We start from the raw sequence: 21,469 nt of genomic DNA, 5'->3' as shown, positions 1-21,469 counted from the left end.
GCGCTCCAACACCGCGTCGGAGCAAGATTGGCCGACCGAAATCACAGCGGCTCGCGAAATCCCGTCCACCATTCCCCGTCGGCCCGCGTCAGAAAGGCCTGGCCGGCATGAACCGCGGCCGCCACCTCGCTTCGACGGGCGTGGACCAGGGCCAGGGTGGGTGCTCGGTAATAGCCGCGGCTCCGGTTGCGGTGCAGCGGATCGATCAGCCAGGCTTCCAGCCGTCCCTGCAGGGCAGTCGCACCGCGGCGGTCCGCGTCGGCCACCAGGGATGCCAGTACGGCCTCCTCGTGCGTCTCGTTCGCGACGATCTGCATCACATCGGCGACACGGCGGGGCGAAAGGTAATAAAAATACCAGCCGGACAATTTGCCGTTCGCGTCCCGCAGCTGCCGCCCGAGGAGCGGCCCGCGCGAACTCACCCGCGACATCTCGTCCAGGAGCCAGGCAAGATAGGATTTATCGTAATCGGGCCGGAGGCGCCACCGGGCCGATAGCTGCGGCCAGGCCGCAGCCATGGCTTCGGGAGCGAGATCTTCCTCGGTCAATGCCGGCGACGGCGGCGCCGGGCGTATTACGCCCCTGGCCGACAGACCCCGCGCCGCGCCGTCGAGCAGGATTGACAAGGGGCGGCAGACGGTGACGAGCGGGCCGAGCCCGGCGCGCTTGCGAACCGCGTAAGCGGCCGCGAACGCCGCCGGCCGGAGTAAGCGTATCCAGCCCAGGCAGTGCAACTGTACGGTGTGCCCGCCGAGTTGCTCCCACAGGTAACGACCCTGGCCGTTTGCGCCGTCGGTAATCGAGAGATCCTGGGGGCCGGCGAGAAAATGGCGAAGCAAAAACACGCCGGCCCCCTTGGCGCGAGCGTCCGGCAGCGTGGCGAACGGTCCGCTGCAGGCCATGCGTATCGGCCGGCCGTCGAAAAGCATCGGCTGCACGCTCACCCTTAGAAAACCGGCGATCCGGCCTTGAATATCCTCGTAGACCAGGGAGGGGATCTCGGGATCGTAGCCGGGCGGTTCGAGACACAGGCGGCGCACGTAATCGGCCAGGCGATGCCGGGCCGCCGGGCGATCCAAGCCGAAAACCCGCTGCAGAACTTCCGCCACCGGCTTGACGTCGCCGGGCATGAGCGGGCGGACGGCCTGGCGCCGCAGAGGCGTGACCCGTGCGAGATCAAGCGACATCGGTCAAATTCCGGCGGTCTTCGATATAAGCCGCAATTCGCCTCACCGAGCGAAATTTTTCCAGGTTGAGATCCAGATCGTCGATCGATACCGAGATGCCGAACTCTCGTTCCAATTGAGCGATCAGGGTAACCAGCAGCAGCGAGTCCAGCAGTCCGCCGTCCACCAGATCGGTATCGGGCTCGGGAATTTCGATGTTGAGGCGGTCGAAAAGAATACGAGTAACGGCTTGGGTCAATGGTTGGGCGGTTTGAGGCATTTTGTTCTCCGGTGCTCATGAGTCAATAAGTCGAACAGCAGGCGATCCAGGTATCGATCGCCTAGCCGATGGCAGCGGCGCTGCCGTCCGATCGGTCGAAAGCCGGTTTTTTCCAGGACGCGAACGGATGCGGTGTTTTCCTCCACGGCCCACGCCGTTATCGCTTGCAGCTTCAGGTCGTGGAAGCCGTGGTCGAGTATCTGACGCACGGCTTCGGTCGTATGACCGCCCGCGGCATAGGTCTTGTCGCCGAGTACGTACCATAAGGTGGCGGTTTTGAAGAAGGTCGAGATATTGCTGAGCCCGACGAGCCCTATCGGCTGCTCGCTCTTCGGCGGCGTAAAAACCCGCAAACAATGGATGTCGCGCTGGACCATCACTTGCAGCAGGAGCGGCGTGAGGACGCGCACATCGCTGCCGAAGTCCAGCCACCGATAGTTTTCTTCGGCAGCAAGCCAGTCCGCGGCGGTTTCCAGCCATTTGCCGTCAAGTTTCCATAGCTGTGTCATGTTGAAACAGACTCCGCAAACGAGGTCGGTCGATTTTGCCGTTAGCGTTTTTCGGAAGTCGATCGAATGCCAGCCAATGCATGGGCAAGGCATAGCCCGGCAGCAGTCGAGAGGCCTGCTGGCGCAAGTTTGCGGCCGATACCGCCGAACCCGGCCGCAGCACGTAGGCGCAGCAGATGGCGTTGCCTTCGAACCCGTCGGTCGGCACGGCCACGATCGCGCAGTCTTCGAGGCATTCCATAGAATGAAACGCCGCTTCGACTTCTCCCAGCTCGATGCGGTAGCCGCGGCTCTTGATCTGGGTGTCGGCGCGTCCGACGAAATAGAGCAGGCCGTCTTCGCCGCGTCTCGCCAGATCGCCGGTCTTGTAGATGCGGTCGTCGGGTTTCGTGGCGCGCGGGTGAGGCAAAAAGGCCATGGCGGTCTTGTCCGGAGCGCGCCAGTATCCGGGGCTCAGGCCCGCTCCGCCGATATACAGATCGCCGATTTCGCCGGGTGGAAGCTCGTTCAGGTTCGCGTCCAGCACCAGCAGCTCTTCGCCGCCGCAGGCGGTGCCGATCGGAATAGTGGCCAGCTCGTCCCGTGGACATTCCGGTACGGCGTAATAACTACTTGCGATGGTCGCCTCGGTCGGGCCGTACAGATTGGTGAAACGGACGTGCGGCAGCCGCTGCATGAAATGGACGAGGGTGGGGGTGGGCAAGACCTCTCCACACCAGAGTATTCGCTTGAGTCCGGGAAAGTCGTCGCGGGCGACGACGCCATGCTTGGCCATGAAATTCAGCACCGAGGGGACGGAAAACCACTGAGTCAATTCGGCCGAACGGATGAATTCGGCGAGCTTGTGAGGCAATAGATTGAGGGCGGGCGGGACCATGTGCAGCTCCGCTCCCGCCGCATGGGTGCCGTAGATATCGAACATCGACAGATCGAAATGCAGAGGCGTATGGCCCGAAAGCCGGTCGCCGGGTTCGATCCCGAAGTAGCTCCGCCCCCACTCCACGAAAGTGATCACGTTGCGGTGGGTGATGACTACGCCCTTGGGAACGCCGGTCGAACCGGAAGTGAACAGAATGTGGGCGATATCGCGCCCGGTGTTCCGGTACTCGGGCGCCCTGCCGGGATAAGCGTCCACCTCGCTCATATCGAAGCGGCTTTCGAATTGCCGCCCCTGCAAGCGGTCGCGCTCGACCGACCCGATGACCAAGGGAGGGTTGCCGATGGCTTCGAGGATTTCGTCCAGAAGCGTGACCGCTTCGGCCGGGATCAAGGCACCCCAGGGTTCGGAGATCTTGATCATCGGCGCCAGTCGCGCCGCCGGGCTGCTCAGATCGATGGGAACATAAATCGCATCCGCCTTGAGCACGCCCAACATGGCGACCACCGCGACCGGGGATTTGGGCAATAGCAGGCAAACACGGTCGCCCCGGCGGCAGCCGGCTTCGCGCAGCCGCCAGGCGAGCCGCGAACTCGCCTGATCCAGTTCGCCGTAGGTCAAGGACGAGCGTTCCAGGGTGACGGCAATGGCGTTCGGGCGCAGCTCGGCTTGCCGCGATACGTAATCCTGCAGTAGTTCGGGCACGGTGCTTACCCCGCCAGAGCTTCGCGGAAAACGATCGCCGTATGCTCGAGTTCCTCTTCGCTGGGCGGGATGTCGAGGATGAAGGTGCGGTAGCCGAGCCCGATATAGCCGGCGATCTCCCGGGCCACTCGTTGGTAAGTGCCCACCAGATAAGGGCAAAACGTTTGGTAATTGTGAAAGGGACCGAGCCAGTATGGATTGTCGCCGCCGGTGGCGGTGTCCGAATGCGTCGAGAGTTGCTTGTGCCAGTCGGAATCGGACACTTTCATGGCCAGATTATGGGTCAGCTGACCTTCGCGGGTTTCCGGAAAGCGCTCCCAGGCGACCTGCCATGCTTGTTCGACCGACGACCGTGCCACGATGCCCACGCGAACGCCGCAGGCGACCTCGGCATCCTTTGCCGGGCCCCGCTCTTCGGCGGGGGGCAAGGGGTATTTGATCGCGGTGGCGCCTATCGCTCGAGCTGCGGCCATGCCGGCATCCGAGGAGCCCGATATCAGGATGCCCGGCTGCAACGAACGCGGCAGCGGCGGCGACATCTTCAGATTGCGGAGGCGGTAATACTTTCCTTCGAAGCTTACGCCCGCCGGGTTTTCGAGGAGCTGGCGGATGATCGTGGTGTACTCGACCGTACGCGCATAGCGTTCGTCGTGGGGGGTGTCGTCGCCGAGGGCCGAGAGATCGTTGCGGAACCCGCCGGCCAGCATGTTCAAGTAGACTCGCCGCCCGTGCAGAAACCCGAGCGTCGCGATCTTTTTTGCGGCCGTGTAAGGGTGCATGTAGAGCGGCTGGACCGCCACCAGCGGTGATATCGTGCCGGTGTGTTCCAGGATGGTCTGGCTGACCAGCCATGGGTCCGCCAGGGAGTTGTCGGTGTACACCAGGATGCCGCGGCATCCGATCCGCTCGCTCCAGCGGGCCGTTTCCACGACGCGCTGCCGGTAGGTCTTGGGATCGCCGCCGGTGGATTGCGGGCAGGTCGAGAAAATGTCGATCTCGTCCAGGCCGATGCGGCTTTCCCGGGAGAAATCGGCAGATGCACTGTTAGGCTGAAGCTGCGACATAATGCCTTCCTTGGACATGTCATTCCAATTGGTTTGTTGAATTCTGCCTGGTATGCGCAGACCGGCCATTGTCCTTATCAGCCGGGCAGTCGGATCTCGATCCGGGCTACAGGGTCTGGGTTATGCCTGACAAGACGAGCTGAGAATTTTCATGTGATCGCCCGATCGATAGTTGCATATAACCTTCTAACGGTCCGACTCGCCCATTCGTGTGTTTACCTATTTTTTTCGTATCGCATTTGGCGAAAATTGTATTGTTAAGCTTCGTCTTCGGGAGCGAAACCCGCAGGCTTGCGATCGTCGCGTTCAGCGCTCCTTCGAATGAACAGGCGGGTCGGTTTCAGATGATCCGCACAATAGCGCTGTATGAAGCGGCCTGCCAGCGGCAGAACGGCGGATTCGAGCGAGAGATAACCCAGCCGAACTCGGGACCAGGCGGCTTGCACGGCCGCCGAATCGCTCCGCCGGATTCGATCCAGGTAGAGCAGAACGGCGTCTCGCGCGCGGGCGGCGTGGCCGGATTCGAGATTGTCGATCGTCTGGTGAAGCTGAATGATGGCCGGATCGATGCCGTGATGACGAAGGATATCCGCGACCTGCATATAAGCTGCTCCGAGTCCGCTCAGCTCGATGGCGAGATTGAGACCCAGCAGTTCCGGGAAATAGCGATTCCCGAGCAGACCGATAGCCAGCATGTAAGCCGGCAATTCAAAGGCGGCGTCGACGAATCTCGGGTCGCGGGCGAATGCCTCGGTTTCGAAGTCTGGAACAGCCAGATCCAGACTCGCCAGTAGCCGGCGGTAGACGTTGGCATGATTCTGCTCCGGTTTGCCCATGCCCACTTCATCGGCGTGGATATGCAATAAATGTCGTTCGACCTCCCCGAGATTTTCGGATGCCGTCGAAATGCCCGCCAGCCAGCAGCCGTCCACCAGAATGGCTGGCGCGAGCTGCAGAATTGCCCAGAGGCAAAACTCCCGATCGATCCCGGGATCGCCTCTCGGCGGCCGATAGCGCAGCACCTCTCGCCGATAAATCGACTCTATCCATAAGCTGAAAGCGGCCGGATCGTAATGCCGGGGGCAATGCCGGGCGGACTTCAGCCAATCCAGCCATCGGCTGCGGCGAAGCATCCGTTCCACGGCGATCACGGTTTCCGGCGGACAATCACCGCTGGATTCGGCACGGAGCAGAGCCGTGAAGAGGCGGCGACGGTTTTCGGAACGCTTTCCAGGTCGAACGGCGGTATTCGATGGCGCTTGTGCTGTGCCGGTTTCGCCGGCGCGGCGGCGAGCCGTCCCGCGGCTGTCTTTCGATTCCGCCTCGGCCGCGGGATTTTCTATCCACTCGAGACATAGCCGTCGTTCGTCGGCGGTGAAAGCGCCGAACATGGAGCCGCCGAAATCCATGGCGCGGATCAGCCGGGACGCGGCCGGACATGCGAGATTTACGTGGGGGGAAGTCCTCAGCGCTTCCAGCAAGGGCGCCGGATCGTTTTCCGCTTCCTCCAGCCATCGATCGAGGCTTCGGTCCCGGAGCATCACCCGGCGATGATAGGCGACCGCATACGGGCGTTTGGTCCTGACGATATCGGCCATGGCCTCCCGGGCCGTGACGGGGCGATGCCTGTCGCCGGAGCCGGCAAGCAGCAGCGCTTCGAAGTTTCGGCGGTAGAGATGCCAGCCGGCGCGGATACGTTCGCTGTCGCCGTGGGCGCGGAGATAGGATTCCCGCGCCGCCGAAGCCAGCGGGCGGACATCGTTGAAAAAACGTTCGCGCGTCGAAACCCAGACCGAATCCCGGTCGCCTGCCAGCCGAGCCCACCAGGCCGGATCCAGGAAGCAATGAGCGAGCGTGTAGCCCAGCAGTTCGGGAAAAAATGTCCTGGGTCTGTGCAGCAGGCTCAGGTGGAGGCAGGGCAGGTGCAGGGCGAAATCGGGACAGCGCGGGTCGCTGAAAAACGTGGGGCTGTAGAGCGGCGGGAGATCCAGGTTCAGCGCCGTCAGCAGGTTTCGAAACCGGAGGGGAAGGGGAATGCTATCGCTGGTCGGACCGACCATCCGGCAATAAATCGCGAACAAGGCGCCGGGTACGGGCAAATGGGCCGTGGCCGGCTGAGCAACGCGGGCTAGCCATGCCCCTTCCAGCAGCATGGCGGGGCCGAGAGCCAGAACAAGCGACCGCCGTTCGGCTTCGTCGGGGACGCTCGATGGACTGACCGGCGACCATGTTTCGGTTTGGAAGTCGGGCGGTCCCTGGGCCGTGAGCAGGGCCGCCCTGACCAGCGCCTCGGCGGTTTGCAGGGTTCCGCGATCGGGACAGGCGTTCAGCAGAACCTGGCATAGCGAATGAAGGTCCGGCGGCGCATTCACGGCTGACTACCGGGCTTGGTGAACAGATAATCGTCGATGACCAGGCCGTCCAGGCCGGAGGTGAGGAATACGCTTGCGGCGTCTTCCGCGCTGTGCACGATGGGTTTGCCCATGACATTGAAGCTGGTGTTGAGCAGCATCGGTACGCCGGTGCGTCGATGAAACGCGTCGAGCAAGGCGTGAAAACGCGGATTCCGATCCTGTTCGAGCGATTGCAAGCGGCCGGTGCCGTCGACGTGGACCACCGCGGGCACCTTGCCACGGACCGCGGATTTGAAGCGCAGTGTCCGGTCCATGTAGGGGCTGTCCTGGTAGTCCTCGAAAAATTTCGGGCCGTGCTGGTGCAGAACGACCGGCGCATAGGGACGGAAACGCTCGCGGAACTTGACCTCGCGGTTGATGCGTTCCGCCATGTCCCGGGGCCGGGGATCGGCCAGGATCGATCGGTTGCCGAGCGCGCGGGGACCGAATTCCGCCCGGTCTTGAATCCAGCCCAGGATTTTTCCCCGGGCGAGAAGATCCGCGGCAGCGGAGACCACGGCGCCGTCCGGCAAGTGTCGAACCGGCAGGTGTCCGTGCCGGGCGAGGCGTTCCACCGCGTTGCGCTCGATCCGGCTGCCCAGATAGGGCGAAAGTGTGCGGGGCTCGATCCGGCTGTCCGGATGGTCCTCGTGATAAGCCAGCAGGGCCGCGCCGAGCGCGGTGCCGTCATCGGCGGGCGCCGGCGGCACGTAAAGCGACCGGAATGGCGTATTGGCCAAAAGCTGACCGTTGCAGACCGAGTTGAGCGCGCACCCTCCCGCGAGAGTCAGACGATCGGAGGGCGCGCGTGCATGGAGGTTGGTGATGAGGCGGTTGACGGTTTCCGTGAAAAAAAGCTGGCCGGTATGGGCCAGATCGGCGGCGGTCTCCGGCGCTTCATCCGCCGGTCGCCGACGGCCTGTCAGCCGGCTCAGATACTCGAAGAAATGTTCGTAGTCGGGCGTCAGGCGCAAGTCTTCGACGCGCATCGTGCCGCGTAGCCAGCTCAAGACTTCCGGGACGGTCCGCCCGTAGGACGCGAGCCCCATCACTTTCCATTCCTCGCCGCCCAGCCAGTCGAAACCGCATAGCTCGGTGAGCTTCATGTAGTAGAATCCCAGGCTGAGCGGGCCGCGCGCTTCGTAAAGCGATTTCAGGCGCCGGTTGCGGTAAGCGAAGAACGCCATCGAGCCTTCTTCGCCGTAGGAATCGATCACCGCGCAGGCCGCCTCGTCGAAAGGACTCGCGTAGCAGGCGAGAGCGGCGTGGGTCAGATGATGGTCGTAATGGCGGAAGCGGACCGCCGCGCCGGGGAAGTCGCGGCCCAGCGTACGCGCCAGGTTGATGCCGATTCGCCGCATCGCGTGATGCTGGCAAGCCAGCATATGGTGGATCTGGTACATTTCCAGCCAGGTGGTCAGCCGGCGTCCTTGGCCGCTCAGGATGCCTCGCGGCGACAGCCAGCCGAGGTGCTTTGCGAGCCTCTCGTAGATCGGCCGGGATTTGCGCCAGTTGCAGGCGATGACGAATTCGTCCGCATCGCTGCAATACTCGCCCAGAAGTTTAGGAACAAGGTACAGGTTGTCCGGTTCGCAATTCAGGGCACGCTTGTATTGAAGGTGGCGTTCGGTCGCCTCCGCAAACAAGATCTCGCCTTCATCGTTCAGAATGGACAGCGCGGGATCGTGATAGGTCGCGCAGAGGCCGACATAGTACGTTCGGGGGTCGTGTTTTCTCATCGCCGATTCCGAAAGCCTATGGACATTCTAACGAAAACTGCGGCGGACGGGGTTTCGAGAACGGTTCGTCTGCCGGATTTTTTACCGCCCTGGTGGTGTGGCTTCGGCCTCAGCCTGGTCATGCCGGGCTGTTTGTTCGCGTTTTTGGCGACCGGTCCCCATCCAGCCGTTCAGGCTCTGGCCTGGACCCTGCCGTTCGCTGCGCTTTTCGCGGCCGATTGTTTCGGTCCCCGGGAACGGCGGTCGGTCCCCGCCGAGGTCCCGCGCCGGTTCTTCGACGGCCTTCTGTATGCCCTCGCCCTTTTGCAGCTACTGAATGTCCTCGCCTTGGGCCTTTTGGCCTCGAGGCTGAGTTGGGGCGATCCGACCGAGCTTGCGAACAGCCTGGCCAACCTGCTGGCCATCCGAATCATGGCCGGCGCCAATTTTTGTTGTGCGGCCATTTGTCCCGCCCATGAATTCGTTCACAGACATCGCCCCTGGCAGCGCCTGCTGGGACGGTTTCTGCTGGCCACGCTGTTTTACGACCATTTCGCGATTGCCCACAAGAGGGCTCATCACGCCATGCTGGGCAGCGCGCTGGATCCTTCGACCGCCGTCGCCGGCGAAAGCTATGAAAGCTTTTTTCGGCGCGTGGCAATTCAGCAATGGCGAATAGCCTGGGAAACGGACCGATGGACCACCCTGGCCGGCGCAGCCGCCGAAGCTCTCTGGCTCGCCGTGTACGTCTGGCTGTTCGGGCTCCTGGCGGCAGCGGTGTTCTTGCATTGCGCCTATACCGCCGTCCGCATCCTGGAAGCCGTCAACTACTTCCAGCATTACGGGTTGACCCAAGCCTCCGGGCGCTCGCGCCTCGCTGCCTGGCGCAACGATTCCGCGGTCAGTCTGTTTTTATTCCTGGGACTCACGCGGCACGCCGATCATCATCGGCGTCCGGGGGTTCCTTATCCCGATCTCCTGGCATCTGCCCAGGGACCCGTCATGCCTTATGGATACTGGGGAATGGCCGTGATGGTACTGAGGCGCAACGAGAAGTACCGGGCCTGGGCGGATGCGCAAGACATCGCCTAGCGCATCTTCATATCTATCCTACGGGAACTCGTGAGTAGGTCGGCAATCCTTTCCCGACGCCATGCCCCCCCGACCGAGCGTCTTCGTCGGCAAGGGATTGCCGACCTACGACCGTGTCACCTGGTAGGTCGGGAATCCTTTCCCGACGCCGTGCTCCGACCGAGCGTCTTTGTCGGCAAGGGATTGCCGACCTACAACCGTGCCACCCCGTAGGTCGGGAGTCCTTTCCCGACGCCGTGCTCCGACCGAGCGTCTTCGTCGGCAAGGGATTGCCGACCTACGAACATGCCGCCTTGTAGGTCGGGAATCCTTTCCCGACGCCTCGGTTCGGGCAACGGCTGCGTCGGCATGGTTCGGTTTTACCAGCGGCTCTGCAATCGCTCCAGGCCGCGGATTGTCATGGTAGGCTTCCACGTCGGATTGTCGATATCCTCGATCCGGAGTTCCGGCAGTCGGCGGAAAAGCATGTCCAGCACGGTTTCCAGCTCGATGCGGGCGAGCCGGGCGCCTAGGCAGTAATGCATGCCGCCACCGAACGGCATCGGCTTATTCGGCATAGCGGGGCGCCGGATCTGGAATCGGTCGGGCGCCGAGAAAATTTCGGGATCGCGGTTGGCTGCGCCGAGATTGATATAGACGGTTTCGCCGCGGCGTATCGTCACCGCGCCGACGCCGACATCCTCCATGGCGACGCGCGCGGCGATGTGGACCGAACTCTCGTAACGCAGGCATTCGTTCACGGCCTGCGGCAGCAGCGAAAGGTCTTTCCTGAGCAAATCCAGTTGCTCGGGATGCCGGAACAGGGTCAGAAGCGCATTGCCGATCATATTGGCGGTAGTTTCGTGTCCTGCGAGAAACAGCAGGACAACATTGGCGATGATTTCGTCCTCGCTCAGACGATCTTCGCCTTCTTCCGCTTGCAGGAGCAGGGAAATCAGATCGTTGCCCGGATTCTTGCGGCGTTCGCGACAAATTTCGCGGAAATGGCGCTCGAACGCTTGCGCGGCCCGGTTGGCGGCATCGATTTCCGTCGCGCTGATCGGGTTCAATTCGAACACCTTGACCAGGGCCTGGGTATCCTCGAGAAATCGGAGGTGATCCTCGAGCTGGATATCGAGCAGCGCGCAGATGACTCGAACGGGCAGCGGATAGGCGAACGCTTTTACCAGGTCGGCGCGGTGCAGATCGTACAGGCCGTCGATCAGGCGTTGGGTTTCCCGCTGCGCCAGATGGCGGAGTTCCGGTGCCTGTTTCACGCTGAATGCCTTGCTGACGAGTGTGCGCAGCCTTGTGTGTTCCGGCGGGTTCATCAGCAGCATGAAGCGATTCACCATCCGGAAGGCCGGTTCGTCGACGGCGTTTTTTCCGTAGCGGCGGGCGACCCCGGCGAGAAAATCCTTGCCGAAGCGGAGGTCGCGGAGAATTCGATCGGCATCCCGGTAGCGGGTGGCCAGCCAGATCCCGGGCATGAGTTGGCAGATCGGTGCGGCAGCGCGCAGCTTGGCGTAGACCGGATAAGGGTCTGCAAAGAATGCCGGGGAGTTGAGATCGATGTCGAGCATGGTGGCGAGCCCTTCTTAAGTGAAGAGTTTCCTTAAGGTATTCCTCGAAGATCAGTGAAGATTCCCGATCCTGGCCGCGTGGACGAGGAAGGAGGCATTGGATTTGCGTGCTCGCCCGGAGACGCGGCCCGGCTCGCCAAGATTGCGACTCTGTTCTCCGCCTATTCGAGTCGGCGTTTTCTCAAGCGGAGCTTGTATGCGTCCGCGGCTGCACGGGGAATCCACTTCCAGCCATGCCGGATCAGATTAATCCCAGTTGAAGCTTCGCCACTTCGGACATCATGTCCCGCGACCAAGGCGGGTCGAAGACCACCTCGATGTTGACCTTGTTTACTCCGGGAAGACTCTTAACCGCCGCCTCGGCATCGTATTGCAGGACCGGCCCCATGCCGCAGCCGGGAGCGGTCAGGGTCATGATTATGTCGACGTCGTTACTGCCCTCTTCGACCGGGGTCACCTTGCAGTGGTAGACCAGCCCCAAATCAACGATGTTGACCGGAATTTCCGGATCGAAGATGGTTCTCAGTACTTCCCAAACATTTTTTTCGACCGATTCGGGGTCGGTGCCGCTGACCAGGTTGCTGATGATCGGCGGTTCTTTGCCCAAGGCATCGGCATCGTTTCCGGCGATGCGAACCATCTGCCCGAGCTCCGTGACCACGGTGAAATTGCCGCCCAGCGACTGGTACAGGCTGACCACGTGGCCTTTCGGCAGTGAGCCTGGCGTGCCGTCGGGAATCTGGACGACGTTGACATCCCTTTGCAGGACTATGCTTTCGCGACCGTAACCGAACATAGGTGTTATGCGTAGTTAACCAAAATTAGCACTTGAAGCTGTTTCGATTGGACTCAGAAGGCGCGCGATTTGCTCCGCTTGGACTTCCGGCAGAGGCAGGCCCGCAGGGTCCTCGGCCGGATACGCGCGCCGCCGTAGAGGAGACTGCATCGGACCCGGCGCGTACACGTGAACCTGAACTTTCCGGCTTTCCAGTTCGTCCGCCAATATTCGGGCGAAGCCCTCCAGGCCGCTCTTCGCGACGCCGTAAGCGCCCCAATAGGCCTTGCCGGCGCGGGCGACCGAGTCGGTGACGAAAACGATGCCGGGGGCGGAGGATTTCGAAATCAGCGGCAGGAGTTCCCGCGTCAGCAGGAACGGCGCGGTCAGATTGACGTGCAGCAGCCGTTGCCACACCCCGCCGGCGATGTCGTTCAGCGGGCCGAGTACGCCGAGCTCGGCGGCGCAATGCACCAGTCCGTGCAGCGCGCCGAATTCACGCTCGATGGTGGCGGCGAGGTCGCGGTAATGGTCCTCGCCGGCGCCTGCCAGGTCCAGCGGATAAATCGCCGGTTGCGGCCCGCTGGCGGCGATGATGGCGTCGTAGACTTTTTCCAGCCTGGGGATGGTTTTCCCGAGCAGGACGACCGTCGCACCCTCGGCGGCGCAGATTTTCGCGACGGCGGAGCCGAGGCCGCCGCCGGCGCCGGTAACCAGAATGACGCGGTCTTTCAGCATCGAACCACTCATGACAGCGCTCCGTCCAGCCAGGGCAGCAAATCCCGCGGCGTTTCCAGCAGACCGTCGGCGCCCCAGTCATGAGGCGCAGCGTCCACGCCGATATAGCCGTACAGTGCCGTCAGGGTCGCCATGCCGGCGCAGCGGCCGGCTTTCACGTCGCCGGGCGCATCGCCGACATAGACGCACGCTTCCGGGTTCAGGTTCAAGCGCCGGCTGGCTTCCAGAAGCGGCAGGGGATGGGGCTTTTTTTCGGGCGTGGTGTCGCCGCTGACGACGCATCGGGCGCGGTCGGCCAGTTTGAGCTTTTCCAGCAAGGGATCGGTGAATCGGCTGGTCTTGTTGGTGACGATGCCCCAGGGAATGCCGTGGCGGTCGAGTGTGCCGAGCACCGATTCGACGCCGTCGAAAAATCGGGTGTGATCGGCGACGTGGATTTGGTAAAGCGTCAGCGTCCGCTGCAACACGCGCTCGAAGAGCGATTCTTCGTGGTCGCCGTTCAGGGCGCAACGCAGCATGGCGGCGGCGCCGCCGGAGATGCAGGGCTTGAGTTCGTCCATGGAGCGCGTCGGAATGCCGGCCTCGGCGAGCGCGGCATTAGCGGCGAAGACCAGATCGGGCGCGGTGTCGAGCAAGGTTCCGTCCAGATCGAACAGCACGGCGGAAACCCAGGTGTTCACGACCATGCGTTTATTCCTCGGGTCTCGCGTACGCCGCCAGGTAGTTGACGTCCAGGTCGCGGCTCAGGCTGAACTGCCCGGTGATCGGGTTGTACGCGATACCGTCCATGCCGAGGAGGTCGAGCCCCGTTTCCCGCGCCCAGCGGCTGAGCTCGGAGGGTTTGATGAAGGTCGCATAGTCGTGAGTTCCCTTGGGGATCATGTTCAGCAGATATTCCGCGCCCACGATTGCCAGCAGATACGCCTTCAGTTTCCGGTTCAGGGTGGAGAAGAAGACCCGTCCGCCCGGCTTCACCAGCCTGGCGCAAGCATCGACTACCGATGCCGGGTCGGGCACATGTTCCAGCATTTCCATGCAGGTCACGATATCGAAGCTGCCGGGTTCGGTTTCGGCCAGGGTTTCGGCGCTGATCCGCCGGTATTCCACGGCTATCCCCGATTCTTCCGCGTGCGCTTTCGCGATCTCCAGGAGTTCTTCCCCCAGGTCGATGCCGACCACTTGCGCGCCGGCTCTCGCCAGTCCCTCGCTCAGGATTCCGCCGCCGCAGCCGACGTCGGCAACGCGCTTGCCGTGGAGTTCCGCGAAGGAGCGGATGAACTGTATGCGCAAGGGATTGACCGCGTGCAGCGTCTTGAATTCGCCGTCGGGGTCCCACCACCGATCGGCCAGCAAGCCGAATTTCCGGATTTCGTGTTCGTGGACGTTTTCGGTAGTCGTCATGGACGTTCCTGTACGCTGGTGAGTTTTTCCCGCCATGCCGCGGTTTTCTGAAACAGTTCTTCGATGTCGAGCGTGGTCAGTTCGCGGTTTTTCAGAAGCCGGCGTCCGGCCACCCATACGTCGCTGACCTGATGGCGTCCGGCCGCGTAGACGACATTCGAGATCGGGTCGTACAGCGGTTGGGTTTCGAGATCGTCGAGCCGTATCGCCGTGATATCGGCGGCTTTTCCCACCTCCAGAGAGCCGATGTCGGCTTCGAGTCCCAAGGCCTTGGCGCCGTTCAGCGTCGCCATGCGCAGAGCGGTGTGGGCCGGGACCGCTGCGGCATTGTTGGAGACCGCTTTGGCCAACAGAGCGGCGGCGCGCATTTCGCCCATCACGTCGAGATCGTTGTTGCTGGCCGCCCCATCCGTGCCGATGGCAACGTTGACGCCGGCATCGATGAGTCTGGCGACCGGGCAGAAACCGCTCGCCAGTTTCAGATTGGATTCCGGACAATGCACCACGCTGCCGCCCGATTCGGCAAACTGCGCGATTTCCTCGTCCGTCAGCTGGGTCATGTGCACCGCCACGAAAGAGGGACCCAAAACATCCAGCTGCTGCAGCCTCTTCATGGGGCGCATGCCGTAATGCTGCCGGCCCTGATCGATTTCGTCCCGGGTTTCGTGCAAGTGCATGTGAATCGGACGGTCCAGTTCCGCAGCCAGGGTGCGAATTTTCAGCAGAGGTTCATCCGAGACGGAGTAGGGCGCATGAGGAGCGAAAGCGGCGGTGACCAGCGGGTTGTGGCGAAGTTCGTCGTGCAGCGCCAGGCCCTTGGACAGATAATCGTCGGGTCCGCTGGCCCAGGCGCTGGGGAAATCGATCAGGATCAGCCCGACCACGGCACGCAGGCCGTAACGCGCAGCCTGGCGGGCGGTGACTTCGGGAAAGAAATACATGTCGTTGAAGCAGGTCACGCCGCCGCGGATCATCTCGGCCATTGCCAGATCGGTACCGTCGCGGACGAAGGTTTCGCTGACCCATTTCTGTTCCAGCGGCCAGATATGATCGAGCAGCCATTCCATTAAAGGGCGATCGTCGGCCACACCGCGCAACAGCGACATGGCGGCATGGGTATGGGCGTTGACGAAACCGGGGATCAGGGCATGCCGGTCGAACGACTCCACCGACGCCGCTTGATATTTGGCATCGGCTTCCGGGATCGGCAGTATGTCGATAATCCGACCGCCGTGGACGGCGAGCGCATGATTGTCCAGCACGGTACGGTCGGGCTCCACCGGAATGATCCAGCGCGCCTTGAGCAGAGTGTCGATCAGCATTTGATTACCTAGTGTTTCACTAAACTTTATCACGGGCATCCGGCCTGTGCATCTCGCGCCGAACCGGGAGCATTTTAACCGATGCTGCAAACCACCTTACAATTCGCGTTTTTCAAAGTGTGATCCGATCATGCCTGAACCCAAGGTCAGCCGGCGCATGGCGGCCGTGCAAGCGCCCATCATCCCCGTGATTGCCGAACTGATCCGAAACCATCCGGGAACGATCTCGCTGGGGCAGGGGGTGGTGTTCTACGGTCCGCCGCCCGCGGCCGCGGAAGAAATCCGGGATTTCTTCGCGAAACCGGAAAATCATAAGTACGGTCCGGTGCAAGGCCTGCCAAGGCTGCTCGAGCTGATCGAGGAAAAACTGGCAGCGGAGAATGGAATCGACTGCGCCGGCGGAAGACGCATCGTCGTGACGGCCGGGGGAAACATGGGTTTCTTGAATGCCTTGTTCGCGATCGCCGACCCGGAAGACGAAGTCATTCTGCCGCTTCCGTATTATTTCAACCAGGAAATGGCCATCCGGATGCTCAACTGCACGCCGGTGTTGGTACCCACGGACGAGAACTACCAACTGCGGCCCGATCTCATCAAGTCCGCCATTAACGAAAGGACCCGGGCGATCGTCACCATATCGCCGAACAATCCCAGCGGAGCGGTTTATTCGGAAGAGGCTCTGCGGACAGTCAACACCATCTGCCGGGAACACGGGATTTATCATATCAGCGACGAAGCCTACGAATATTTCACCTACGGCGCCAAGCATTTCTCGCCGGCTGCAGTGGAAAACTCCGCGCCCCACACCATCTCCCTGTTCTCGCTTTCCAAGGCTTACGGGTTCGCGGGCTGGCGGATCGGTTACATGGTCATTCCGGACCATTTATACGAGGCGGTGCTTAAGGCGCAGGACACCAATCTCATCTGCGCGCCTTCGATTTCGCAGCACGCCGCGGTTGGCGCATTGTCGACGGGGTCGGCTTATTGCCGCGAAAGGCTGGAGACCATCGCTCGGGTTCGCGGCATCGTTCTGGACGAATTGCGGAGCGTGGCCGATATCTGCCGGGTTCCGGAAGCCAGCGGCGCGTTTTACCTGCTGCTGAAGCTCGCTACCGATCTGGATTCGATGACGGTCGCGCAAAGGCTAATCCGGGAACACAAGGTGGCTGTCATTCCCGGTACGGCATTCGGACTGGAGAAGGGTTGTTATCTCAGGGTTGCCTACGGCGCCCTCGAGCCCGGCACCGCCGCCGCGGGAACGCGCCGGCTGGTGCAAGGGTTGCACGAGATAACGGGGGCTTGAACAGAGGTCGAAGATCGCCCGGAAGAAGGGCGGCAAGGTCGAAAAGGGTCCGGATCGAACCGGCTGGAGGAAGCGTCGGACCGGGTTTACGCTCAGGCTCGATTTGGCCTTATCCTATGGCGCATTTTGAATACATTGGCCTCGGCTATTCCGAATTGAGAGCGCAGAAAAATGAAAGAACAGGGTTCGAGCTTTCGAAAATGGGTCATCTGGCTCCTGGTGGCGTTGATCGGAGCATCGGCGTTCGGCGGCATCGCCTTGAATCGGGGGGAAAGCGTCAACAGCCTCTGGTTCGTGACCGCGGCGGTCTGTGTCTACGCTTTGGGCTATCGTTTCTACAGCGCCTTTGTCGCAGCCCGGGTTCTGGGTCTGGACGGTACGCGGGCGACCCCGGCCGAGCGTTTCAATGACGGGCGCGATTTCGTGCCGACGAACCGCTGGGTGGTGTTCGGCCATCATTTCGCCGCCATCGCAGGTCCGGGGCCTTTGATTGGTCCGACCCTGGCGGCGCAGTTCGGTTATCTGCCGGGCACCTTGTGGATCCTGATAGGCGCCGTCATCGGCGGCTGCGTGCAGGATTTCGTGATCCTGTTCTGTTCCATCCGCCGTGACGGCCGTTCCCTGGGCCAGATGGCCCGCGACGAACTCGGCCCCATCGGCGGGAGCGCGGCGCTGCTCGGCGTCATGTGCATCATGATCATTCTCATCGCGGTGCTGGGCCTGGTGGTGGTGAACGCCATGAAGCACAGCCCCTGGGCCACCTCCACCGTGGCGGCGACCATACCCATCGCCATGATGGTGGGCATTTATATGCGGCACCTTCGGCCCGGCAGGGTGATCGAAGCGACGGTGCTGGGCGTGGCCTTGCTGCTGCTGGCGGTTTGGGGCGGCGGCGCCATTGACGGCGCGGCGGGCGTCAGACCTTGGTTCGACTACGAGGGACCGCAATTGGCGTTGATGGTTATCGCCTACGGCTTCGCCGCCGCGGTGCTGCCGGTATGGCTGCTTCTGGCTCCGCGCGACTATCTGTCCACGTTCATGAAACTGGGAACGATCGGGGCTTTGGCGGTGGCCATCGTCATTCTTCATCCCGAGGTGAAGATGCCGGCGCTGACCCGATTCGTCGACGGCAGCGGACCCATCTTCGGCGGCACGCTGTTCCCGTTCGTGTTCATCACCATCGCCTGCGGCGCCATTTCCGGCTTCCATTCCCTGATTTCGTCGGGGACCACGCCCAAGCTCCTGGCGAACGAGGCCGACGCCCGTTTCATCGGCTACGGCGCGATGGTGATGGAGTCGTTCGTGGCCATCATGGCCATGGTGGCGGCGACGGTGCTCGATCCCGGCGTCTATTTCGCCATCAATAGTCCGGCAGGCGTGGTGGGAAAGGATGCTGCGGAAGCGGCAGCCAAAATTTCGTCCTGGGGATTCCCGGTGACCGTCGGACAGATGTATGCGCTGGCTCAGCAAATGGGCGAGTCCACCCTGTTCGCCCGCACCGGCGGCGCACCTTCGCTGGCGGTGGGCATGGCAACCCTGTTCGCCAGCGCTTTCGGAAAGGGATTGCTCTCGCTCTGGTATCACTTCGCCATCATGTTCGAAGCGCTGTTCATCCTGACGACGCTGGATGCCGGCACCCGCGTCGCCCGTTTCATGCTGCAGGACATTTTCGGCAACTGGGTACCGGCTCTGGGGCGGACCGGCTGGTATCCCGGCGTGCTGCTGACCAGCGGGCTGGTCGTGGCCGGCTGGGGCTATCTGCTTTACATCGGCACCATCGATCCCCTGGGCGGTATCAACAGCCTGTGGCCTCTGTTCGGCATCGCCAATCAGATGCTGGCCGGTATCGCGCTGTGCGTGGCCACGACCATACTGGTCAAGACCGGAAAGCTCCGCTACGCCTGGGTGACCGGCGCGCCCTTGACGTGGCTTCTGATCATCACGACGTCGGCGGCCTGGGAAAAACTGTTCAGCCGGGAGCTTCGAATCGGCTTTCTGGCTCACGCACGGGACCTGAGCGACAAGCTGGCGGCGGGAGTTCTGTCTCCGGACCAAGCCGCCAAGGCTCCGCAGCTTATCTTCAACGATTATCTCGATGCCGGACTGACCGCGCTGTTCCTGGCCGTTTCCTGGATTCTGGCTGCGGACACGTTGCGGGTCTGCGGGTTGATTGTGGCCAGAAAGCCTCATCCGCCGCTCAGCGAATCGCCGCATGTCCCGAGCCGGCTCGTCGAGGACTGGGTGAGGGATTGACGAAATTCGAACGGAAAGCCGGCGGAAAATTCGGATTCCGGCGAGAGGCGCCATATTGCCAGGACGTTTAACCAAGTGACGTTTTGTTCTTTCTCCTAGAGCCTATATCCCTGCTATAGTCGCCGCATTCAAGCCATGCTGGCCGAACTGCCGAAAGCCGGTGCACCGAACAGGGGTACTGGCTTTTCGTCCAAAGGGTCCGTTTGAGGCCAGGGCAGATCCTTGGCATCTTCAAAAAAGATATCCTCCGGAGCGGATTCGACTTCGATGTGTTACCGCGACGATTTGATCCTGAAAACCGCCGCTAAATCTCCCAAATGATTGTAAAACCACGTCGACGGCCGCTTTCCCCTTCCCCGGCCTTTCTCCGGAGGGAGCAGCGCCGGCGATGTCTCAGGAAGCGTCCAACCGTCGAATTCAGCTTGAGCCTTTCAATCCACTCGCCGTGTAAACACGCGTCGACGCCGGTCCAACCGCTAACCCTTTTTCGGCAACAACTCGTTCAGGAAACATGTCAGTGAACAAAAGCCACGGCCCTTTGGCCTCGCAACAATGGGAACTATTGAAAGGTTTGGCGGAACAGCTCTCGCCCGAGCAGAGACTCTGGGCCAGCGGATATTTGGCAGGGTTCGGCGACGCCGCTCAAAAGCTTGATCAGTCTTCGTCGCTCCGAGTTCCGGAACTGTCGTCGGCGGTTACCGTGCTTTTCGGTTCGCAGACCGGAAACGCCGAAAAGCTCGCCAACGCACTGTATGCCCGGCTGCAGCAGAGCGGCATCGCGGCGCGGCTGGAGGACATGGCCAGCTATAAAGGTGCCCAGCTCAAACGCGACAGTAGTCTATTGGTGATCGTGAGTACCTATGGCGAGGGTGATCCGCCGGACAATGCGCGCCCGTTTTACGAGTTCCTGCACGGGAAGAAAGCCCCTGGGCTGGAGGGGCTGCAATTTTCCGTGCTGGCCCTGGGCGACACGAGCTATGAATATTTCTGCCATACGGGGCGCGAATTCGACAGCCGGCTGGAGGAGCTGGGCGCTACGCGGATTTTTCCCCGTGCCGATTGCGACGTGGATTACGAGGAAGCCGCGGAAAGTTGGATGGAAGGCGTATTGGGCGCGTTGGCCGAGGGCGGATCTTCCCGGGCGGGAGTCGCGGCGGCGGCAGCGATCGAGCAGTCTGTCGCGTATTCGAAGAAACATCCGTTCCCGGCCAGCGTGCTGGAAAACATCCGTCTGACCGGGCGCGGTTCCACCAAGGACGTACGCCACATCGAGCTTTCCATCGAGGATTCCGGATTGCGCTACGAACCGGGAGACGCTTTGGGCGTGATGCCCTCGAACTGGCCGGAACGGGTGGCCGCTCTCATGGAGAGCACCGGGCTCGCTCCGAACGCAACCGTTCCCGGAGCCGATGGTGTTGAAACCACGCTGGAAGGCGCGCTTCTGCATCATTACGAAATTACCACGCTCACCCGGCCGTTCCTGGAGAAATATGCGGAGCTGTCCGGCTCGCATGAATTGACCGAGTTGCTCAAGGAAGAGAACCGGTCGCGGCTACGGGATTTTCTCGATGGACGCGAAATCATCGACGTGGTGCGCCGCTATCCCGTGCCCGGCATCAGCGCCGACCGGTTCGTCGCCATGCTGCGAAAACTGCCGCCGCGGCTCTATTCCATCGCATCCAGCCCGAACGCCAATCCGGACGAGGTCCATCTCACTGTGGGCGTGGTGCGATACGAGAGTCACGGGATGGAACGCCAGGGTGTCGCTTCGACTTTTCTGGCTGATCGGGTCGCGGAGGACGGACGAGTGCCGGTGTATGTCGACAGCAATCCTAACTTCCGGCTGCCCGAGGATCCCGATGTTCCGATCGTCATGGTGGGGCCGGGCACGGGCGTGGCGCCTTTCCGCGCTTTTCTGGCGGAGCGGGAGGCATCGGGAGCCAAAGGCAGGAACTGGCTGTTCTTCGGCGACCGGAATTTCCATACCGACTTCCTGTATCAGCGGGAATGGTTGGCTCATCGGAAAAACGGTCTTTTGAGCCGAATCGACGTGGCGTTCTCCCGCGACGAGGGCGGCAAGGCCTACGTGCAGCACCGGATGCTCGAGCAAGGCCGCGCGCTGTACGCCTGGCTGGAAGAGGGTGCCCATTTTTATGTCTGCGGCGATGCTCAACGGATGGCTGCGGACGTGCACGAGGCTTTGCTTTCCGTCGTGGCGAAGGAAGGCGGCTGCGACCGTGAACGCGCCGAGGATTATGTCCGGAACCTGCAGGCCTCGAAACGCTACCAGCGCGACGTGTATTGAGGAGGC

Annotated in this window: 17 protein-coding genes; 4 read left to right on the top strand and 13 right to left on the bottom strand. The window is 62.1% G+C overall.

The genetic code is table 11. The features are described 5' to 3' along the window. Positions 1–41: 41 nt before the first annotated feature. The 7 genes from sS8_RS10895 to sS8_RS10865 form a co-directional block, all read right to left on the bottom strand. Positions 42–1,187 carry a hypothetical protein gene (locus sS8_RS10895; protein WP_119629668.1) on the bottom strand — a complete coding sequence of 382 codons (1,146 nt, stop codon included), beginning with the start codon at positions 1,185–1,187 and terminating at the stop codon, positions 42–44. Beyond that, complete coding sequence (locus sS8_RS10890) at positions 1,177–1,446, bottom strand: phosphopantetheine-binding protein (protein ID WP_119629667.1); 270 nt, start codon at positions 1,444–1,446, stop codon at positions 1,177–1,179. The genes sS8_RS10895 and sS8_RS10890 overlap by 11 nt, the downstream gene beginning before the upstream one ends. Next, complete coding sequence (locus sS8_RS10885) at positions 1,422–1,955, bottom strand: GNAT family N-acetyltransferase (protein WP_170161036.1); 534 nt, start codon at positions 1,953–1,955, stop codon at positions 1,422–1,424. The genes sS8_RS10890 and sS8_RS10885 overlap by 25 nt, the downstream gene beginning before the upstream one ends. After that, the gene (locus sS8_RS10880) at positions 1,933–3,537 is read right to left on the bottom strand and encodes an amino acid adenylation domain-containing protein (RefSeq protein ID WP_119629666.1); all 1,605 of its coding nucleotides are present in this window, start codon (positions 3,535–3,537) and stop codon (positions 1,933–1,935) included. The genes sS8_RS10885 and sS8_RS10880 overlap by 23 nt, the downstream gene beginning before the upstream one ends. Positions 3,538–3,542: 5 nt before the next feature. Beyond that, on the bottom strand, positions 3,543–4,601 hold the full coding sequence (locus sS8_RS10875) for an LLM class flavin-dependent oxidoreductase (RefSeq protein ID WP_119632722.1): 1,059 nt from the start codon (positions 4,599–4,601) through the stop codon (positions 3,543–3,545). Between the two features lie 257 nt (positions 4,602–4,858). After that, positions 4,859–6,973 carry an iron-containing redox enzyme family protein gene (locus sS8_RS10870; RefSeq protein ID WP_119629665.1) on the bottom strand — a complete coding sequence of 705 codons (2,115 nt, stop codon included), beginning with the start codon at positions 6,971–6,973 and terminating at the stop codon, positions 4,859–4,861. Beyond that, positions 6,970–8,733, bottom strand: coding sequence for a carbamoyltransferase family protein (locus sS8_RS10865; protein ID WP_119629664.1), 1,764 nt, complete (start codon positions 8,731–8,733; stop codon positions 6,970–6,972). The genes sS8_RS10870 and sS8_RS10865 overlap by 4 nt, the downstream gene beginning before the upstream one ends. Positions 8,734–8,751: 18 nt before the next feature. On the opposite strand from sS8_RS10865, the gene sS8_RS10860 reads away from it, so the two are divergent. Next, a complete protein-coding gene (locus sS8_RS10860; RefSeq protein ID WP_232020597.1) occupies positions 8,752–9,804 on the top strand; it encodes a fatty acid desaturase in 1,053 nt (350 codons plus the stop codon). Positions 9,805–10,163: 359 nt separating this feature from the next. Here sS8_RS10860 and sS8_RS10855 read toward each other — a convergent pair whose 3' ends face one another. From sS8_RS10855 to sS8_RS10830, 6 genes are all read right to left on the bottom strand, one after another. After that, positions 10,164–11,366 carry a cytochrome P450 gene (locus sS8_RS10855; RefSeq protein ID WP_119629663.1) on the bottom strand — a complete coding sequence of 401 codons (1,203 nt, stop codon included), beginning with the start codon at positions 11,364–11,366 and terminating at the stop codon, positions 10,164–10,166. Positions 11,367–11,607: 241 nt separating this feature from the next. Next, positions 11,608–12,162 carry a putative Fe-S cluster assembly protein SufT gene (sufT, locus tag sS8_RS10850; protein WP_119629662.1) on the bottom strand — a complete coding sequence of 185 codons (555 nt, stop codon included), beginning with the start codon at positions 12,160–12,162 and terminating at the stop codon, positions 11,608–11,610. A 15-nt stretch (positions 12,163–12,177) separates the two neighbouring features. After that, a complete protein-coding gene (locus tag sS8_RS10845; RefSeq protein WP_119629661.1) occupies positions 12,178–12,891 on the bottom strand; it encodes an SDR family NAD(P)-dependent oxidoreductase in 714 nt (237 codons plus the stop codon). Further along, on the bottom strand, positions 12,888–13,565 hold the full coding sequence (gene gph, locus sS8_RS10840) for a phosphoglycolate phosphatase (RefSeq protein WP_119629660.1): 678 nt from the start codon (positions 13,563–13,565) through the stop codon (positions 12,888–12,890). The genes sS8_RS10845 and gph overlap by 4 nt, the downstream gene beginning before the upstream one ends. Before the next feature lie 4 nt (positions 13,566–13,569). Further along, positions 13,570–14,280, bottom strand: coding sequence for a bifunctional 2-polyprenyl-6-hydroxyphenol methylase/3-demethylubiquinol 3-O-methyltransferase UbiG (gene ubiG, locus sS8_RS10835; RefSeq protein WP_119629659.1), 711 nt, complete (start codon positions 14,278–14,280; stop codon positions 13,570–13,572). Continuing rightward, entirely contained in the window at positions 14,277–15,602 is a 1,326-nt protein-coding gene (locus sS8_RS10830; protein WP_119629658.1) for a TRZ/ATZ family hydrolase, read from the bottom strand. Before sS8_RS10830 ends, ubiG begins: the two co-directional genes overlap by 4 nt. Positions 15,603–15,732: 130 nt before the next feature. Here sS8_RS10830 and sS8_RS10825 point away from each other — a divergent pair, with 130 nt between their 5' ends. The 3 genes from sS8_RS10825 to sS8_RS10815 all read left to right on the top strand — a co-directional run bounded on the left by sS8_RS10825 (position 15,733) and on the right by sS8_RS10815 (position 21,463). After that, complete coding sequence (locus tag sS8_RS10825) at positions 15,733–16,905, top strand: pyridoxal phosphate-dependent aminotransferase (protein ID WP_197716737.1); 1,173 nt, start codon at positions 15,733–15,735, stop codon at positions 16,903–16,905. A 171-nt stretch (positions 16,906–17,076) separates the two neighbouring features. Then, positions 17,077–19,158, top strand: a complete 2,082-nt coding sequence (locus sS8_RS10820) for a carbon starvation CstA family protein (RefSeq protein ID WP_119629657.1) — start codon at positions 17,077–17,079, stop codon at positions 19,156–19,158. A 511-nt stretch (positions 19,159–19,669) separates the two neighbouring features. Further along, positions 19,670–21,463, top strand: a complete 1,794-nt coding sequence (locus sS8_RS10815) for an assimilatory sulfite reductase (NADPH) flavoprotein subunit (protein WP_119629656.1) — start codon at positions 19,670–19,672, stop codon at positions 21,461–21,463. Positions 21,464–21,469: the final 6 nt, after the last annotated feature.

Origin of the sequence: Methylocaldum marinum (genome assembly GCF_003584645.1) — a bacterium.
In the GTDB taxonomy this organism is placed as follows: Bacteria; Pseudomonadota; Gammaproteobacteria; order Methylococcales; family Methylococcaceae; genus Methylocaldum; species Methylocaldum marinum.
This window is presented reverse-complemented; position numbering and strand designations above follow the sequence as displayed.

Coding starts and splice junctions, on each gene's coding strand:
- sS8_RS10895 (WP_119629668.1), bottom strand. CDS start 1,187: ATGTCGCTTGATCTCGCACGGGTCACGCCTCTGCGGCGCCAGGCCGTC.
- sS8_RS10845 (WP_119629661.1), bottom strand. CDS start 12,891: ATGAGTGGTTCGATGCTGAAAGACCGCGTCATTCTGGTTACCGGCGCC.
- sS8_RS10820 (WP_119629657.1), top strand. CDS start 17,077: ATGAAAGAACAGGGTTCGAGCTTTCGAAAATGGGTCATCTGGCTCCTG.
- sS8_RS10860 (WP_232020597.1), top strand. CDS start 8,752: ATGGACATTCTAACGAAAACTGCGGCGGACGGGGTTTCGAGAACGGTT.
- sS8_RS10815 (WP_119629656.1), top strand. CDS start 19,670: ATGTCAGTGAACAAAAGCCACGGCCCTTTGGCCTCGCAACAATGGGAA.
- sS8_RS10855 (WP_119629663.1), bottom strand. CDS start 11,366: ATGCTCGACATCGATCTCAACTCCCCGGCATTCTTTGCAGACCCTTAT.
- sS8_RS10875 (WP_119632722.1), bottom strand. CDS start 4,601: ATGTCGCAGCTTCAGCCTAACAGTGCATCTGCCGATTTCTCCCGGGAA.
- sS8_RS10885 (WP_170161036.1), bottom strand. CDS start 1,955: ATGACACAGCTATGGAAACTTGACGGCAAATGGCTGGAAACCGCCGCG.
- ubiG (WP_119629659.1), bottom strand. CDS start 14,280: ATGACGACTACCGAAAACGTCCACGAACACGAAATCCGGAAATTCGGC.
- sS8_RS10830 (WP_119629658.1), bottom strand. CDS start 15,602: ATGCTGATCGACACTCTGCTCAAGGCGCGCTGGATCATTCCGGTGGAG.
- sufT (WP_119629662.1), bottom strand. CDS start 12,162: ATGTTCGGTTACGGTCGCGAAAGCATAGTCCTGCAAAGGGATGTCAAC.
- gph (WP_119629660.1), bottom strand. CDS start 13,565: ATGGTCGTGAACACCTGGGTTTCCGCCGTGCTGTTCGATCTGGACGGA.
- sS8_RS10825 (WP_197716737.1), top strand. CDS start 15,733: ATGCCTGAACCCAAGGTCAGCCGGCGCATGGCGGCCGTGCAAGCGCCC.
- sS8_RS10890 (WP_119629667.1), bottom strand. CDS start 1,446: ATGCCTCAAACCGCCCAACCATTGACCCAAGCCGTTACTCGTATTCTT.
- sS8_RS10865 (WP_119629664.1), bottom strand. CDS start 8,733: ATGAGAAAACACGACCCCCGAACGTACTATGTCGGCCTCTGCGCGACC.